At 61.4% G+C, this 14,354-nt stretch carries 16 protein-coding genes and 1 other RNA gene; 10 read left to right on the top strand and 7 right to left on the bottom strand.

All coding sequences use genetic code 11. The features are described from left to right. Positions 1–105 precede the first annotated feature (105 nt). From OP10G_RS09410 to OP10G_RS09390, 5 genes are all read left to right on the top strand, one after another. On the top strand, positions 106–1,248 hold the full coding sequence (locus tag OP10G_RS09410) for a trans-sulfuration enzyme family protein (RefSeq protein ID WP_025226144.1): 1,143 nt from the start codon (positions 106–108) through the stop codon (positions 1,246–1,248). Positions 1,249–1,311: 63 nt separating this feature from the next. Then, positions 1,312–1,974: a hypothetical protein gene (locus tag OP10G_RS09405; protein WP_025226145.1), complete on the top strand. Its 663-nt coding sequence runs from the start codon at positions 1,312–1,314 to the stop codon at positions 1,972–1,974. Next, positions 1,971–2,696, top strand: a complete 726-nt coding sequence (locus OP10G_RS09400; protein ID WP_025226146.1) for a CPBP family intramembrane glutamic endopeptidase — start codon at positions 1,971–1,973, stop codon at positions 2,694–2,696. Before OP10G_RS09405 ends, OP10G_RS09400 begins: the two co-directional genes overlap by 4 nt. A gap of 49 nt (positions 2,697–2,745) precedes the next feature. Continuing rightward, positions 2,746–3,630 (top strand): alpha/beta fold hydrolase, encoded by an 885-nt coding sequence (locus tag OP10G_RS09395; protein ID WP_025226147.1) that lies wholly within the window; start codon positions 2,746–2,748, stop codon positions 3,628–3,630. A gap of 22 nt (positions 3,631–3,652) precedes the next feature. Further along, complete coding sequence (locus OP10G_RS09390) at positions 3,653–4,420, top strand: GNAT family N-acetyltransferase (RefSeq protein WP_025226148.1); 768 nt, start codon at positions 3,653–3,655, stop codon at positions 4,418–4,420. Positions 4,421–4,600: 180 nt separating this feature from the next. Here the strand turns inward: OP10G_RS09390 and lipB are convergent, their stop codons facing one another. Next, complete coding sequence (gene lipB, locus OP10G_RS09385; RefSeq protein ID WP_038472893.1) at positions 4,601–5,227, bottom strand: lipoyl(octanoyl) transferase LipB; 627 nt, start codon at positions 5,225–5,227, stop codon at positions 4,601–4,603. Then, positions 5,227–7,005 carry an adenylate/guanylate cyclase domain-containing protein gene (locus OP10G_RS09380; RefSeq protein ID WP_025226149.1) on the bottom strand — a complete coding sequence of 593 codons (1,779 nt, stop codon included), beginning with the start codon at positions 7,003–7,005 and terminating at the stop codon, positions 5,227–5,229. Before OP10G_RS09380 ends, lipB begins: the two co-directional genes overlap by 1 nt. Before the next feature lie 53 nt (positions 7,006–7,058). On the opposite strand from OP10G_RS09380, the gene rnpB reads away from it, so the two are divergent. After that, positions 7,059–7,384, top strand: an RNA gene (gene rnpB / locus OP10G_RS25510) — RNase P RNA component class A. A gap of 107 nt (positions 7,385–7,491) precedes the next feature. Here rnpB and OP10G_RS09375 read toward each other — a convergent pair. From OP10G_RS09375 to OP10G_RS09355, 5 genes are read right to left on the bottom strand one after another with little or no spacing between them, the layout of a single operon-like run. Further along, positions 7,492–9,042: an amidohydrolase gene (locus OP10G_RS09375; RefSeq protein WP_025226150.1), complete on the bottom strand. Its 1,551-nt coding sequence runs from the start codon at positions 9,040–9,042 to the stop codon at positions 7,492–7,494. Beyond that, positions 9,039–10,214 (bottom strand): bifunctional phosphopantothenoylcysteine decarboxylase/phosphopantothenate--cysteine ligase CoaBC, encoded by a 1,176-nt coding sequence (gene coaBC, locus OP10G_RS09370; RefSeq protein WP_025226151.1) that lies wholly within the window; start codon positions 10,212–10,214, stop codon positions 9,039–9,041. The genes OP10G_RS09375 and coaBC overlap by 4 nt, the downstream gene beginning before the upstream one ends. Then, positions 10,211–10,906: a transposase gene (locus tag OP10G_RS09365; protein ID WP_052547655.1), complete on the bottom strand. Its 696-nt coding sequence runs from the start codon at positions 10,904–10,906 to the stop codon at positions 10,211–10,213. The genes coaBC and OP10G_RS09365 overlap by 4 nt, the downstream gene beginning before the upstream one ends. A 51-nt stretch (positions 10,907–10,957) precedes the next feature. Further along, complete coding sequence (gmk, locus tag OP10G_RS09360; RefSeq protein ID WP_038472890.1) at positions 10,958–11,506, bottom strand: guanylate kinase; 549 nt, start codon at positions 11,504–11,506, stop codon at positions 10,958–10,960. Further along, positions 11,507–12,244 carry an alpha/beta hydrolase gene (locus OP10G_RS09355; protein WP_025226152.1) on the bottom strand — a complete coding sequence of 246 codons (738 nt, stop codon included), beginning with the start codon at positions 12,242–12,244 and terminating at the stop codon, positions 11,507–11,509. It abuts the gene before it with no gap. Between the two features lie 96 nt (positions 12,245–12,340). Between OP10G_RS09355 and OP10G_RS09350 the strand changes: the two genes are divergently transcribed. From OP10G_RS09350 to purS, 4 genes are all read left to right on the top strand, one after another. After that, a complete protein-coding gene (locus OP10G_RS09350) occupies positions 12,341–13,222 on the top strand; it encodes a DMT family transporter (protein ID WP_025226153.1) in 882 nt (293 codons plus the stop codon). A gap of 61 nt (positions 13,223–13,283) precedes the next feature. After that, entirely contained in the window at positions 13,284–13,604 is a 321-nt protein-coding gene (locus tag OP10G_RS09345) for a type II toxin-antitoxin system RelE/ParE family toxin (RefSeq protein WP_227625096.1), read from the top strand. After that, positions 13,601–13,930, top strand: coding sequence for a helix-turn-helix domain-containing protein (locus tag OP10G_RS09340; RefSeq protein WP_025226154.1), 330 nt, complete (start codon positions 13,601–13,603; stop codon positions 13,928–13,930). The genes OP10G_RS09345 and OP10G_RS09340 overlap by 4 nt, the downstream gene beginning before the upstream one ends. Positions 13,931–14,013: 83 nt before the next feature. Beyond that, on the top strand, positions 14,014–14,241 hold the full coding sequence (gene purS / locus OP10G_RS09335; protein ID WP_038472885.1) for a phosphoribosylformylglycinamidine synthase subunit PurS: 228 nt from the start codon (positions 14,014–14,016) through the stop codon (positions 14,239–14,241). Positions 14,242–14,354: the final 113 nt, after the last annotated feature.

The raw sequence follows: 14,354 nt of genomic DNA, 5'->3' as shown, positions 1-14,354 counted from the left end.
CAAGGCTTGACACCCGTTTGGTCGATTGCCCTTTGCGCCGAACGTCGTTAGGCGACTCCCTAATTAGGTGCGGAAACGCACTCTTCGCCCCTGTATCCTCTGCCTATGCGTTTCGCCACCAGGGCTCTCCGTGTCGGTCAGGATCCGGATCCTAAGTTCCGGGCAGTCATCCCGCCACTCTATCAATCCGCCACCTTCGCGTGGGAGGACCTGGACCACATTCCCGAGATCGACTACACCCGGTGCTCTAACCCTAACCGGAAGATCCTTGAGCAGGTGATCGCCTCTCTGGAGAACGGAAAGCACTGCGTTCTGTACGCCAGCGGAATGGCCTCGATCGGAGCGGCGTTTGCCCTGCTCAAGCAGGGTGACCATCTCCTGATGGCGAACGACATTTACGGTGGAACTTTCCGCCTCGCCGAACAGTGGCTTCCAAGACAGGGGATCTCCACCTCCTACTTCTGCGCCCACGATCCGGGCTCCCTGGCCGACGCGGTCACGCCGGAGACCAAGATGGTGATCTTCGAGACGCCGACGAATCCGAACCTTCGGGTTTCCGATATCGCCGCCCTGACGAAGGAGGCGAAGAAACTAGGGTTGATCGTCGTGTTCGACAACACGTTCGCTTCGCCCGCACTGCAGAACCCGCTCGATCTCGGCGTAGACATCGTCGTCCACTCGACGACCAAGTACATCTCGGGCCACTCGGACGTTATCGGCGGAGCCGCGGTGACGAACGACGACAAGCTGTTCGAAGGCCTCTTCGAGTGGAACAAGGCGTTTGGCGCGGTTCCCTCACCCTTCGATTGCTGGCTCTCGCTAAGGGGCGTCAAAACACTCGGTTGTCGCATGGCCGCCCATTGTCGCAACGCCCAGGCGGTTGCGGAATTTTTGGCGGGCCACCCTAAGGTGGCCCGGGTGCATTATCCGGGTCTCATCGAGCATCCCGATCACCAGGTCGCCAAACGCCAGATGGTCGGCGGCTTCGGAGGAATGCTCGCGCTCGAGCTTCACTCGGTCGAAGCCGCGAGGAAGGTCGCGGAGGGCACGAAGGTCTTCCTGCTCGCCGAATCTCTCGGAGGCGTCGAAAGCCTCATCGCTTATCCGCCGCTCATGTCCCACGCCACGATGACGGAAGCTCAACGGCTCGATCGAAACATTCCGCCGACGATGCTTCGCCTTAGCGTGGGCGTCGAAGACGCGCAGGACCTTATCGAAGATCTCGAAGCCGCGCTTGCCCGAGTCTAAGGTGACCCGAGTCTGAAGTGACCCGAGTCTGAAGCGATCCTGGGTCTGAGGTCACAATAGGGCGTGTCTGATTCCGCCACTTCGACCCGCTCGCCGGCCATTCGCCGGCGATGGGCGGTCGAGGTGGCGGTCCTCATCCTGCTGGTATTTCTCCCTCGCTGGGCTTCCATCTTTTCGCCAAGCCTCCGGGGAAGCGCCGAGGTCGACCCCTGGACGATCGCCGCAAGCGGGATGGTTCAGGCAATTCAGATAGGAGCGGCGACGCTCTTCATCGTTGGGATCTCGGAGGAGGGTTGGCGAGGGTTTGGATTCTTTCCGTTCCGACTTCGAACCGATCTTGCGTTGGGCGGTCTCTTCGCCGCCGCGCGGGCGGCGCTCACGCTTTTTGGCGATCAGCGGCTTCCAGGTGCTTCGACATGGACCCTCGACCCTGGTGCGGCGAAGTTTCCCATTGTTTTCGCCCAGGGGTTCTTCGTTCTGGCATTGCAGGTCGTAACCGCCGTGCTCGTTGTCCGACTCGCGGGGCTCCTTAAGTCGGTTGTGGGAGCCGTGATCTTGGTCTCGCTGCTCGTCGGCTCCGCGAGTTTGAGACCGACTGGAAACGCTTACTTCGCCGCCTTTGCGGCCCCTCTTCTCAGCGCGGCTTTCTTCGGCAAAACCCGTCGGCTCATGCCGAACTTTATCGGCGTCGGCGTATACGTTCTCTGGCAGGGCTTCCTTAGATGAGCGACCTTTCTCCCGTCGAACAAAGTGAAGCGGAGCCCACCCGGGCAGTTCGGTCCCGGTGGGGGGTCGAGGTTGCGGTCATTCTTTGCGTCGGCGTCTTTCCGCCGCTCCTTTCCGCTCTCGTTTCTCACCCGACCGAGGAGACGATGCCAAGTGCGCAGCATCAGTGGCTAGCCCTGCTGGTCCGATCGTTTCAGGTCCTCGCCCCCACGATGTACGTCATCTGGCGCTCTCGAGAAGGTTGGTCCGCTTTTGGCTGGCGGCGCTGGAGACTTAGCGACGATCTTATCCTCGGTTTCGTTCTCGCGTTGGTCGGTCTCTGGTGCGCGAGGCTTGGCGTCATGGTCGGACGCTCATTGCTCGGCGCGGACGCCGCATACAACCCGGTTATCCAAAATGAATTCCGGCAAGCGTTTCATGTGGATGGCTGGACGTCTGCATTGATGGTCGCCGCTCTCGTCGCGAACTCGTTCGCCGAAGAAGTGGTGGTTCGCGCCTTCCTCATCCTGAGATTCACGCAACTCCTTCGGTCGCCCGTCAAAGCGGTCCTGCTGTCGAGCCTGTTGTTTGCCTCTTACCACGTGTACCAGGGGTTGGCTCCCGCCTGCGGAGTCTTCGCCATGGGCTTGCTTCTCGGGACCGTTTACGCCTTCCAGGGCCGGGTGGCGCCCCTGATCGTGGCTCACACCCTCTACAACCTCGCTCAGTCGTGGAAGTTTTAGACGGGGTGCAAGGCTTGAGAAGCAAATTGCGTATCCTAAAGATGAAGCTATGGCCACGCTCGTGCGGCCCCCGGATCCCCACCCTTGGTTGAACGTGGTGGAATACCCGTTCCTCACCCACGCTCACGACACCGGCGAAGGGTGGATGAGCTACGTAGACGAAGGTCGCGGACGTCCTATCGTTTTTGTGCACGGCGCTCCCACGTGGTCTTTTTGTTGGCGCAAGCTGATCCGCAGCCTTCGCGGCGAGTACCGCTGCATTGCGCCCGACCATCTCGGCTTCGGTCTCTCCGACAAGTCGGAAAACATCGACTACTCCCCGCCCGCGCACTACCGGCGATTGGAGGGGCTGCTCGATAAACTTGATGTGAGAGACGTCACCTTGGTCGTCCACGACTATGGAGGGCCGATCGGCCTTAACTGGGCGATGGAGCACCCGGGGCGAGTCCGCGAGATCGTCATTTTCAACACCTGGATGTGGTCGCTCAAGGAGGACAAGGTCGCCCGCCAGTTGTCCCGGATGTTCGGGAGCAGCATCAATCGTTTCTACTACCGGGTCCTCCCCGCGTCGCCCGGCTTCTTTCTGCCGGTGCTCTTTGCCGACCGGTACCGGGTTCCGCGTTTCACGCGGCAGCAATATCTCATGCCGTTCATCCGCCAACGCGAGCGCTTGGGAGCCTATACCGCCGCCGAGGATCTACTCCGGTTTTCGCCGTGGTACCAGTCGCTCTGGGAGCGAGTCGATGAGCTTCGCCGATTTCCATCACTACTCCTTTGGGGGATGGAAGATATTTCGCTAAACGAGGAGTCGCTCGACCGTTGGCGCGAGGCTCTCCCGGAGGCTCGAGTGGGCCGTCTACAGCGAGCCGCAAGGTACGCGATGGACGACATGCCGGTTCGGACTCTCGAAGAGTTTCGATTCTTCCTTAGTTAGCGAAGCGTGTTAGGATGGGCGGATGCCCGCCGACGTAGCTGCTCGAATCCAGGATTACCTTCGCACCGCCGCCGCAAATGGGCGTGATATCGTCCAGATCGGGCCGTTCCTAGCCTCCTTCAGCCCTGACAACGACAACCCATTCGTCAACTACGCCATTCCTCAAGAAGGGGCCATCCCTACGGCCTCTGAAGTAGACGAGTTGATCCGGGTCTGTCGAGAACGGGGACGCAAGCCGCGGCTCGAGTACATTCCCGACCTGGCGCCGGGCGTGGAATCGGTCCTGCTCTCGCACGGTTTTGAGGCTGAGATGCGAACGCCGCTGATGATCTGCTCCTTGGGAGAAGCTCAACGGATGCCGCTGCCGGAGGGGATCGAACTGTTTTTACCGAACACCGACGATGAGCTCATCGGCTTGGCCGCGGCACAAATGGAGGCCTTCGGCGTGGGCCGCGCCCCGGATACCCAAGAAGTGGAGCGCGCGAGGAAGAGCATCGGGAGGGGAGCGATCATGGTCGCCGCCCGCGACGTATCGACGGATGAGATCGTCGGGGGCGGCGTCTGCACCGCTCCCAGCGGCGGAATCTCGGAAATCGCCGGCATCGGGGTGCGGGCAAACTTCCGCCGGCGAGGAATCGCCGGCGCAATTACCGAGCGGATGACGCAGGAAGCATTCGACGCCGGCGTAAGTCTGGCCTTCCTCATGGCCGGACACGACGACGGGGCTCGCGTCTACGCTCGCGCCGGCTACCAAGCGGTAGGCGAAGTCCTCCATATCTCCGTTCCCTAACGGGCGTTAGATCGGCACGGCACATTGAAATTCTTCCCTCTGGGCATCCACCCCGAAGGGGTGCCAGAAATTAGCCCCGGGTTTCCTACCCGGGGAACAGAGGCCCGTCTGAACCGACCCCGGAGGCGGTCGCAGATCCCTCTGGGCATCAACAGATTGAATGTTGTCTGTCTGCGATTGCTATCCGTACCTCGACCGAAAAGCCTCGATCAACACCGGCTTGGCCTCGTCGACGGGCACGGTTCGACCACATTCCCTCGAAATCGAGGTTACGCCGTACGCCCCGCGGATGCCGCATGGCACCACGAGATTAAACGGGGAAAGGTCGGCGTCGCAATTCAGCGCGAGCCCATGCATCGACACCCAGCGACGCACCTTGATCCCCATCGCGCAGATCTTCCGATTGCCGATCCAGACTCCCGTATTGATCGGGTTCCGGGTTCCTTCGAGCTCCCAGGTCGCTAAGGCCGTAATTACCGTCTCCTCCAGCTCCCGAAGCCACCGGTGGAGGTCTTTCCCGAGCGGCTGCAGATCGAATATCGGGTAGGCGACAAGCTGACCCGGCCCGTGAAAAGTGACGTCCCCGCCTCGATCGGTTCTGACGACCTCGATCCCTTTCCGCTCGTATTCGCCAATCGGCAAAAGAAGGTTTTCCTCATGAAAATTCGCCCCAAGCGTAAGCACTGGATCGTGTTCGACTAAGATCAGCGTCGAAGCGCGTTCTCGCTCGACGACCTCCTCCAAGATCGACCTCTGCAACTCCACGCACGGCTGATACGCCATACGTCCAAGTTCGAGAACTTCCACTAATCCTCCACCGGATTGAGCGCCAGATAGACGAGGTGACCATCGACCTCGCGCGCCAGTGGAACTACTTCTTCGCCAGGCAGCTCGGCCACCACGCTGTCGCTGAGCGCGATTCCCGATACCGGAGCCACCGACTGGACATGGGCCGCGATATCGATAACTTCGGTGAATTCAACCTCCTCGATTTCCCCCGCTACATGCCCTCGGTGAAGACCGATGCGCAACCGGAACGGGAGGCGGAGGCGGCTGTTTTCGCGGTTGAAGCGGGCAACGTCCGACTGCAGCCTTCGGGCCGTCGCGAAAGCGTCGCCACTGTTTTCGAACGAGACGACGGCTCCATCGCCCGCAGTCGAGTGCACGCGGCCCCCGTGAGCTTCGCTATGCCGCTCGATCCATTCCTGATACTCCCGGAACGAATACTCGACTGCGAGCGGGTCCGCCTCGGCCTTCATCTCGCTGCTGCGGGCGGCGTCCACGACCATCACGCACACGTAGGTGGCGCCATCTGAGAGCCGCCAATGAATCCGGAGCATCTCCGCCGCCAACACCGCCGGGTCGTTTTGTTGAAGACTCAGCTCTCGACCTGCGCGTCGACGAACTTCGGCGCCAAGGGCGGCCACGGACGACACGATCACCATGAGGAGCGCGTTACGCACCGCGCCGATGACACTGCCGGCGTCGGAGTAAAACGAAAGACCGTAAGGGCCTACCGGTAGCAGAGTCGGGATCACCGTCCCTAGCGAATAGAGAAGCGATCCAATCGTAGCCCGCCGAAGATCGCGGGCAAGAAAACCGACAACGACATAGGACAGCCACATCAGCGCGTCGATCACCGACATCGCCAGAAAAACGAATAGATGCTTCTGCGGCTGCGTCTCACCCGGGCGAAAGTTTTCGGGCCCGGTGATGAGCACCAAGGTGAGCGCCATCTGGACTCCCCCCACGAACGCCCAAAGGTAGGGCCGGCGCCGAAAAGCCACGACGAAGGGGGAAAGTTCCCACCGAGACACGCGGTAGGCCGCGATTCCGCCGTCCCGGAGCCTGGCCTGGAGCTCGAAATATCGCTCCAAGAGGTCCTGCCGCGACATTCGCTCCTCGCGCAAATCAAGCTTCTTGAACTTCAACCAGCCGCCGAAGACCGACGCGAACGAGCCCAACCCGACATAGACCAGAGTGAACATCGTCACGCCGCTAAGGGCAATCGCAACTTGAACCCATCGGAGGGAAGGGTCGTCTCCGGTCGCGGCGCGCCATGCCCCGACCGATGAAGCGGCGGCGAGCGCCAGCCAGACGCCGATGGAGCCATACAGGACGTACCGACTGTTGGATTGCCGGAAATAGCACGCCATGTGCAAGGCGCCGGTGGCCAGGATGACCAAAGTTGCGGAGCCGAGGGAAACTTGAAAGCCTTGGCCCGATGCGCTGAAGCCGGTTGCCTCGGCAAACGCGGCAAGCCCGACGCACAGGAGGAAGGACAGCCCGAGTGTGACGTAGATGAACCTTATCGGTCGGCCCACCAATCGGTCGAATCGGTTCAAGACCCGGCGGAGCCAAGTCAGAAACGGGCGGAGCGAAATACGGATCTGAAACGCTTCGTCGTGGTCTTCCTCGGGCATCTTCGCGGCTCGGAGGACGTGGCGTACAAACTCGGCGTCGATGCCAAGCTCGCGGGCAAGTTCCGAGGGATCGCGACTGGCGTCGCCGGGGTTCTTTCGAAGGTGGGCGATCAGTGCGCCAGCCGACTCCGGAGGAACTTGGTCTATTGTCTCGGAAGGCATCGCGGGCCGTGGGCCAAACGGAATTGTACACTTTTGGACGGTAGACTAGGCACGGAGTTGGCTGGGCGGCGGCCTCCCGTAAGGGGGGAGGAAAGTCCGGACTTCACAGAGCAAGGCGCCCGGTAAGAGCTCGCTCAAGCCGGGGCGGGGCGACCCGACGGAAAGTGCAACAGAAACAAACCGCCGGCCTTCGGGCCGGTAAGGGTGAAATGGTGAGGTAAGAGCTCACCGGCGGTAGGGGTAACCCACCGGCCGTGCAAACCCCGCCTGAAGCAAGGCCAAATAGGGAGGGGATGACGCGGCTCGCCGACCCTCCGGGTTGGCCGCGTAGACAAATCGTCGTCCACGACAGAATCCGGCTTATAGGCCGACTCCACGATGTGGCACGGGCTTCCAGCCCGTGTGTATCACGACCATCCTGGTCGTGTGAAGGGGCCAGGGGCAAGATACCCCTGGGACCCACTGGCAAGATGCCAGTACGTCCGGCTACACGCTTAGCGATCTTGGTGAGGCCGAGGTCATCGGATTGTCGTTGTAGACCTGAAATTCGGCGAAGGAGCCCGGCTCGAGCGTGCCATAGAGACGGCCGTCTCCATTTACTTGCGAACCGGCGACGGTGTAGGCGAGGACCCCCTCGGTTCGCGTGCACCGCTCCGATGGGTCGAAGCCCTCCCGGTACTCCGCCGTGAGTATCCCGTCCCAGGGATCCCCAGCTACGATTGGGCGGTCGGAATTGAAGCTCACCGGGATCCCCGCGTCGAGTACCGACCGCACCCGCTTCAACCGGGAAGCCCGCTCCTCCCCAAGCTGCCGCCGATACGCGTGAGCAAACCGCATCAGGAACTCCGGCTGGAACGTAAGCGAACAACCAAGGCGCGCCATTCGAGCGATCTGCGAATCGCTGAGCAACATGCCGTGCTCGATCCGATGTCTTTTCGGTTCGCCGGTGGCCTCGAAGGCGTTCATCACCAGGTCGGTGGCGTAGTCGCCGATGGTGTGAATGGCCACCGCCCATCCGTCGTCGTGGGCGGTTCGAACCATCTCCGTCAGACGCTCCGGGCGGTAGATGAGCTGCCCGCTCACCTCCACCCCTTCCGGCCCTTTTGCCTCTTGGGCATTGCGGCTGATAACGGGTCCGTTTGCGCTTTCGCCGGAGTACCGGCCATAGATGGCGGCGGTTGCGGAGCCGATGGCGCCGTCGGCGAAGATCTTGATTCCGGCCACCCGGCTCCGCGTCCCGTCCAGCGCTGCGGCCAGCTCGCGCAGCTCGCCATCGGGCAGGCCGCGGGGGCCGAAGACCTCTTTCCATTGGAGGTAGAGCCGGGTATCGATGCGACACCCCCGCTCGGCCGCGATTCGATAGGCGGCCAATTCCTGCCGGAGATCGTACCGACCGGTCATCATGTCGCTCGCACAGGCGATGCCGAGATGGCGCATGTGCTTGCCGATGAGAAGGATCGCTTCCACCATCTCATCCAGAGTCGGGAGCGGAGCCGCGTTGGTGACGATTTCGTGGGCATCCTCCAGCAGGACCCCGGTTAGCCGGCCGTCGGCGTCGCGCACGAACTCGCCCCCGCCAGGGTTTGGCGTCGATTCGTCCACGTTCGCTGCGCGTAAGGCTGCCGAATTCGCGACGCTAGCGTGCCCGTTCACATGGCGCAGGAGAATCGGTCGCGAGTCGGAAATCTTGTCAAGCTGGTGCCGGTCGAGATGCCCTCCGGGATATCGGTTCTGGTCATAGTGGACCGCCATCAGCCAACCGTCCGGCTGCTCCTCGTGGCGCTCACGGACGAGGTCGAGCACTTCCTCATGCGTAGCCGCCGTCCCCAAAGGAAGCTTTCGGAGGTCGAGCCCGGCCGGGAGGATGTGGCAATGCGCGTCCACGAACGCCGGCATAACCCAGCGGCCGCCGAGATCGGAAATATGGTCGGCGGTGGCATCAAGCGCGGTGTCTCGGGCTACAACCCGGCCGTTTTCCACTAACATCTCCTGCCGTTCTCCGGTCAGCGCCCAGTGGAAGTTCGTGTAGAGCGTCATTTCGCGACCCGATCCAACAGCCAGAGCGCGCAGCCGAGTTTGCTCATCAGGCCACTGTCGAAGACAACCGGGCTATCGAGCGTGATGAGCCGGAGCGAATTCTGATCGGCATCGAATCCGATGCCGTCCCGACTCACGTCGTTAGCGGCGATCGCGTAGAGCCCCTTTCGCGCGAGCTTGTCTCTCGCCGCATCGAGCGAACGGCTCGGCTCGGCGGCGAAGCCTACGGTGATCGCATCGGGCGCCGCTTTCGCAATCTCCGCGATGATATCGGGGTTTGGGTGCAGCTCGAGCGTCGTCGGCTCCGCGCTGCGACGAATCTTTCCCCGATGCCTGACCGCGGGCCGGTAGTCGGCAACCGCCGCCGCCCCGATGATAAGGTTCGCGTCCGCGCAGTGGGCCAAGCCAGCCTCCAACATCTCCTGCGCCGTGCGGACATGGACAATGTTCGCCTGAAGCGGAAGCGCGGCCCGCGCCGGCCCCGACACCACGGTAACCTCCGCCCCCATGAGGAGCGCCGCGCGAGCAAGCGCGGCACCCATTTTGCCGCTGCTCCGATTGCTGACGAACCGTACGTCGTCGATTGGCTCCTGGGTAGGGCCGCTCGTTATAAGCACCTTTCGTCCCTCAAGTTGCTTGGATCTTCGTGCCACGGTCTGGACCGCCTCGACGATCTGGGAAATTGCCGCGAGCTTTCCTTGCCCATGTTCGCCGCAGGCGACGTCGCCGTCCGTCGGTTCCACAACCCAGGTTGCTCGCTCACGAAGCTTTGTCATCGCCTCGCGCGTGGCCTCGGAGGCGTACATCTGCGGGTTCATCGCCGGGGCCACAACCAGTGGGGCGGTGGTGGCTAGCACCAACGTCGTCAGCATATCGTCACCGATGCCATGGGCGATTTTGGCGATCGTGTTCGCGGTCGCCGGCGCCACCACGACGATATCCGCCTGCCGCGCCCAATCGATATGCGCCATCCGCCCTCGATCCGGCTCCTCGAACGTGTCCTGCAGACACGCCTGTCCCGTCAGGGCTTCAAAGAGCGCGGCGGTCACAAACTTCTGAGCGGAGTCGGTAAGGCACACGCGAACGCTGTGCCCCGCCCGCATCAACTCCCGAGCCAAATCCGCCGCCCGATACGCCGCGACCGAGCCGGAAACTCCGAGGACGATGTTCATTGCACGCCCCCACCCGTGGCGCCGGCTTCCAGCCGGTAGCCCAACCCATGGTCGACCGATGGTCCTGAAAAGGCCGACCAGACCCAAGGCCAGTCATGCAGTCCAGCTTTGTCAGGGTTCTCCAAGGTGTACTTCACGCAACGATCGAAGTCAGCTTCGCTGCGTATAAGGTGATCGAACGATTCCTGCTGCCAAAGGGGCCCGCTACGTCCCAGTACGCGGTTAATCTGATTCGAAGAAAAAGATTTCCAAGAGTGGAGTACTCTCTCCAGGGACCCGACGGTTGTCAATCCGACGACGGTATGGACATGATTCGGCATGATCGCGTAAGCATACAGATCGTATCTTTCCCAATCGAAGTGCTGCAATGCGCCACGAACGACCATTGCGGCAGTTGAGTTGGCCAAAAGGCACTCCCCTCGTCCGCTGTCGAGAAGTTCGCTGATTCGCGTCTCGTAAAGACGCCATAGACCCAGGCTGATCTCCCGTTGTTCTTCTTGTGGAGCGCGTTTTTTGCGCCGCAGAAGGTCTTCCTTTGCAAGCCGATATGCCTCAACTGCGCTCTCCGGCAGCGAGTCAGCCAGGCGAAACGTTACGAAGTAGATGGCATTATCGGCTTCCCAGTGAGGCAGTCGCCTCTGACGTCTGGAAATTGCGCTCGGCTCCAACAGGGGGATCTTCGGCTTATCCACGGCCTGGAGGTTACTTGAAACCTGGGCTACCGGCTGGAAGCCGGCGCCACGCTATTGCACTACACCGACCAACCGACCGACGACCTCCTCGACGGAGTCGTTGATGAGTTGGAGCTGGTAGTGGTGGGCGAGGGCCATTTCTTCGCGGGCGTTGAGGAGGCGGCGGTAGATGACGTCGGGGCCGTCGAGATTGCGGGCGCGGATGCGGCGCTCGAGCTCGTCGGCGCTGGGAGGCATGAGGAATACCGAGACGGCGTCGGACCGCAGCTCCATCACCGCCAACGCACCTTGGACGTCGATCTTGAGAACGGCGATCTTGCCCGCAGCGAGCATCTCTTCCATATCGTGCAGGGGGGTTGCGTAATGGTTGCCGTGGACCTCTTTGAATTCCAAAAACGCGCCCGCTTCGGCAAGCCGAAGAAATTCCTGAACGGTCACGAAATGGTAGTCGATACCCGGCAATTCGCCGGCCCGAGGTGGGCGCGTCGTGTAGGCGACTACCCGCTCCACCCGCGGATCGCGAGCGTGCCACGCATTGATAACCGTGTCCTTGCCGACCCCGCTCGGGCCGCTTAAGATGACGAGAGTGCCGCGCGCCATTTAGATTCCCAGGTGGCGTCGGTGGAACTCCAGCGCGGGCTGGATCTGCGCGTCCCAATATGCCCAGTTGTGCTCGCCGGGATGCTCCTCGTACTCGTGCGCGACACCCTTCGAATCAAGAAAGGCGTGGTAGTGGCGGTCTGCCTCGATGAGAAAGTCCTCGGAACCGCAGTCGATCCGAAGTGCCGGCACCCGGTCGGGAAGGAGCGCTTCGAGCTTTGTATACAGGTCGTCTTTCCCGCCGATAGGATTGGGGCCGGTAATCCGGGAGAACTCCCGTCCCCACTGGTCATCGTCGAACCGCTCCTGATGCCCGAATTGAAGCGCCGCCGAAAGCGCGGTTGCCGACTGAAACAGCTCGGGACGATCGAGCGCCAACCGGAACGCGCCGTAGCCGCCCATGGAGAGGCCGGAGACGCACCAATTGTCCGTAGTGGGGAAATAGTTTCTGACCACGTCCACCAGTTCGACTCCGATCGCGGTGTAATAGGCGAAGCCTTCGACCGCGTCGCAATAGAAGCCGCGCCCGCCGTTTGGCATCACCACGATGAGCGGCAACTCGGAGACGTAACGCTCGATGCTGGTGTGCCGCAGCCAGATCGTGTGGTCGTCGGAGAGCCCATGGAGGAGGAACATGACCGGATACGGTCCGGGAAACTTTCGGTTCGGGAGGATCACGTTCGCGGCGGTCTGCATTCCGAGGGCATCCGAGAAGTAGTGAAGTTCGGCCAGCGGCATGGGCTATAGCCTACTATCTGTCGCATTCTCGTCGCGATTTGCTGCTCCGCGGAGGGTGAAAAGCGCGAAGAGCTTCGCGCACTCCCAAAATAGACGGTGCTCTATCCACTCGTGCTGATCGGAGGCGTTCTCGCCGTCGGCGCGGGCGCGCTCTTCGTGCGGATCGGGCTCGAGGCGGGAATGACGCCACTCCAGCTCTCGCTGTGGCGCTTAACCCTGGCATCTCTCCTCCTTGGAATATGGGCCGTATTCTATCAACCCGACAGCCCTGGTCTGAACGCGAAGGACCGGGCTCGACTGACGCTTGCCGGGATCTGCCTCGCCTTTCACTTCGTGACGTGGATGACGTCGTTGGAATACATCTCCGTCGCTCGCTCCACGCTTCTCGTGTCGATCACCCCGGTCTTCGCCGGGATCCTTGGGCTCTTCGTGCCGGCAATGCGTCCTACCAAGTCGTTTTGGATCGGTTTGGCGATCGCCGCCTTCGGCGTTGTCTTGGTAACGAAGCCGGCGACCCACGGACCGATGGGGCACGGCTCATTTTGGGTAGGCGATGGAATGGCCATCGCCGGCGCGCTCTTGATCCTCCCGTACCTCCTGCTTTCTCAGCGGGTGCAAGAGGAACACGGCACGGCGCGCACCGTGACCTGGATCTATTCGTCCGCCGCCGTCTGCCTATGGATCGTGGCGCTCTCGGTCGGCCAGCAAACCGTCCCTTCGAATCCCAGCATGTGGCTGGCGGTCGGCGGCATGGCGTTGTTTCCGCAGCTTGTCGGGCATACGGTATTCAACTGGTCGCTACGCCACTTCACCGCCGGCCAAGTCGCAAGCGCCACCTTGCTCGAGCCAGTCTTCGCCGCGATCTTGGCCTGGATCTTTCTCGCGGAGCGGATCGACGCCCCGTCCGCCCTGGGAGGCGCGATCTTGCTAGCGGGAGTCTTGGTGACGCTCAAGAAGCCCCATCGCGAAGTATGCTAGTGCTGGCATAATGGGTTAACAGCTTAAACCAGTCTTCTGGATCGCCTCCAGCAGGAAAGACTTGAAATCCTTTCCCGAAGGGGTTCAGGGCGATGTGGGTTTTGCGCTGTATCGAGCCCAGGAGGGCAAGAAACACGTAGCGGCAAAACCGCTAAAAGGATTCGGCGATGCTGGAGTCCTCGAAGTTGTCGCCACTGATGACGGCGATGCTTATCGGGCAGTTTATACGGTGCGGTTCGCGGAGGCTGTCTTCGTTTTGCATTGCTTTCAGAAGAAATCCAAGTCCGGCATCGCAACCCCGAAGCAGGAAGTCGAACTGATTAGAAGCCGGCTTAAGCAAGCCGAAGAGGAGTACAAGCGGTGGCAAGAGAAGAGGAAATGATTGAAGAAATCGTGGAGCGTGGAAGTGGAAACGTGTTTGCCGACTTGGGTCTGTCCAATCCCGAAGAGCGTCTTGCGAAGGCAAAGATCGCCAGTGCTATCCAAGATGTTATTGAAGCGCGTGGTCTTACCCAGAACCAAGCGGCGGATCTAATGGGGGTTGACCAGCCCAAGGTATCCAAGATCATCAGGGGTCGTTTGAGTGAATTCTCCACCGAGCGTTTGCTCCACTTCCTCATATGTTTCGGATTGGACGTGGAGATCGTCATTCACAAGAGGGCCAAGCCCGATCAACGGCAAGGCGCGATCACCGTGGCCTACGTGTGAGCTTCTGGCTTTGAGCCGACACCTGAACTGGGTTCGGCGTATAAACCAGAAGACCGCCGCCCGCCGTGTGCCAAAATCGCCACATGCCCACGGTCCGCGTTTATGTGACGCTCAAGCCCTCTCTTCTCGACTCCGCGGGGCGAACCGTCTCGGGCGCGCTTCAGAAGCTTGGATTCAGCGAAGTCGAAGAGGTGCGGATCGGCAAGCTGATCGAGCTGAAGGTCGATTCCTACGATGAAGTCCGGGTGAAAGAGATGTGCGACAAGCTCCTCGCCAACCCGGTCATCGAGGATTACCGCATCGAACCATAAGTGGCATGGGCTTCCAGCCCATGTGTCTCACGACCATCCTGGTCGTGTGATCGGCCAAGGGCATCTTGCCCTTGGCACCCACTGGCTGGAAGCCAGTGCCACTTGGCACAGGC

The organism is Fimbriimonas ginsengisoli Gsoil 348 (assembly GCF_000724625.1).
In the GTDB taxonomy this organism is placed as follows: Bacteria; Armatimonadota; Fimbriimonadia; order Fimbriimonadales; family Fimbriimonadaceae; genus Fimbriimonas; species Fimbriimonas ginsengisoli.
The sequence above is the reverse complement of the archived record's forward strand: the minus strand, read 5'-3'. Positions and strand labels throughout refer to the sequence as shown.

Coding starts and splice junctions, on each gene's coding strand:
- OP10G_RS09410 (WP_025226144.1), top strand. CDS start 106: ATGCGTTTCGCCACCAGGGCTCTCCGTGTCGGTCAGGATCCGGATCCT.
- OP10G_RS09400 (WP_025226146.1), top strand. CDS start 1,971: ATGAGCGACCTTTCTCCCGTCGAACAAAGTGAAGCGGAGCCCACCCGG.
- OP10G_RS09395 (WP_025226147.1), top strand. CDS start 2,746: ATGGCCACGCTCGTGCGGCCCCCGGATCCCCACCCTTGGTTGAACGTG.
- OP10G_RS09390 (WP_025226148.1), top strand. CDS start 3,653: ATGCCCGCCGACGTAGCTGCTCGAATCCAGGATTACCTTCGCACCGCC.
- OP10G_RS09380 (WP_025226149.1), bottom strand. CDS start 7,005: ATGCCTTCCGAGACAATAGACCAAGTTCCTCCGGAGTCGGCTGGCGCA.
- OP10G_RS09375 (WP_025226150.1), bottom strand. CDS start 9,042: ATGACGCTCTACACGAACTTCCACTGGGCGCTGACCGGAGAACGGCAG.
- coaBC (WP_025226151.1), bottom strand. CDS start 10,214: ATGAACATCGTCCTCGGAGTTTCCGGCTCGGTCGCGGCGTATCGGGCG.
- gmk (WP_038472890.1), bottom strand. CDS start 11,506: ATGGCGCGCGGCACTCTCGTCATCTTAAGCGGCCCGAGCGGGGTCGGC.
- OP10G_RS09355 (WP_025226152.1), bottom strand. CDS start 12,244: ATGCCGCTGGCCGAACTTCACTACTTCTCGGATGCCCTCGGAATGCAG.
- OP10G_RS09340 (WP_025226154.1), top strand. CDS start 13,601: ATGATTGAAGAAATCGTGGAGCGTGGAAGTGGAAACGTGTTTGCCGAC.
- purS (WP_038472885.1), top strand. CDS start 14,014: ATGCCCACGGTCCGCGTTTATGTGACGCTCAAGCCCTCTCTTCTCGAC.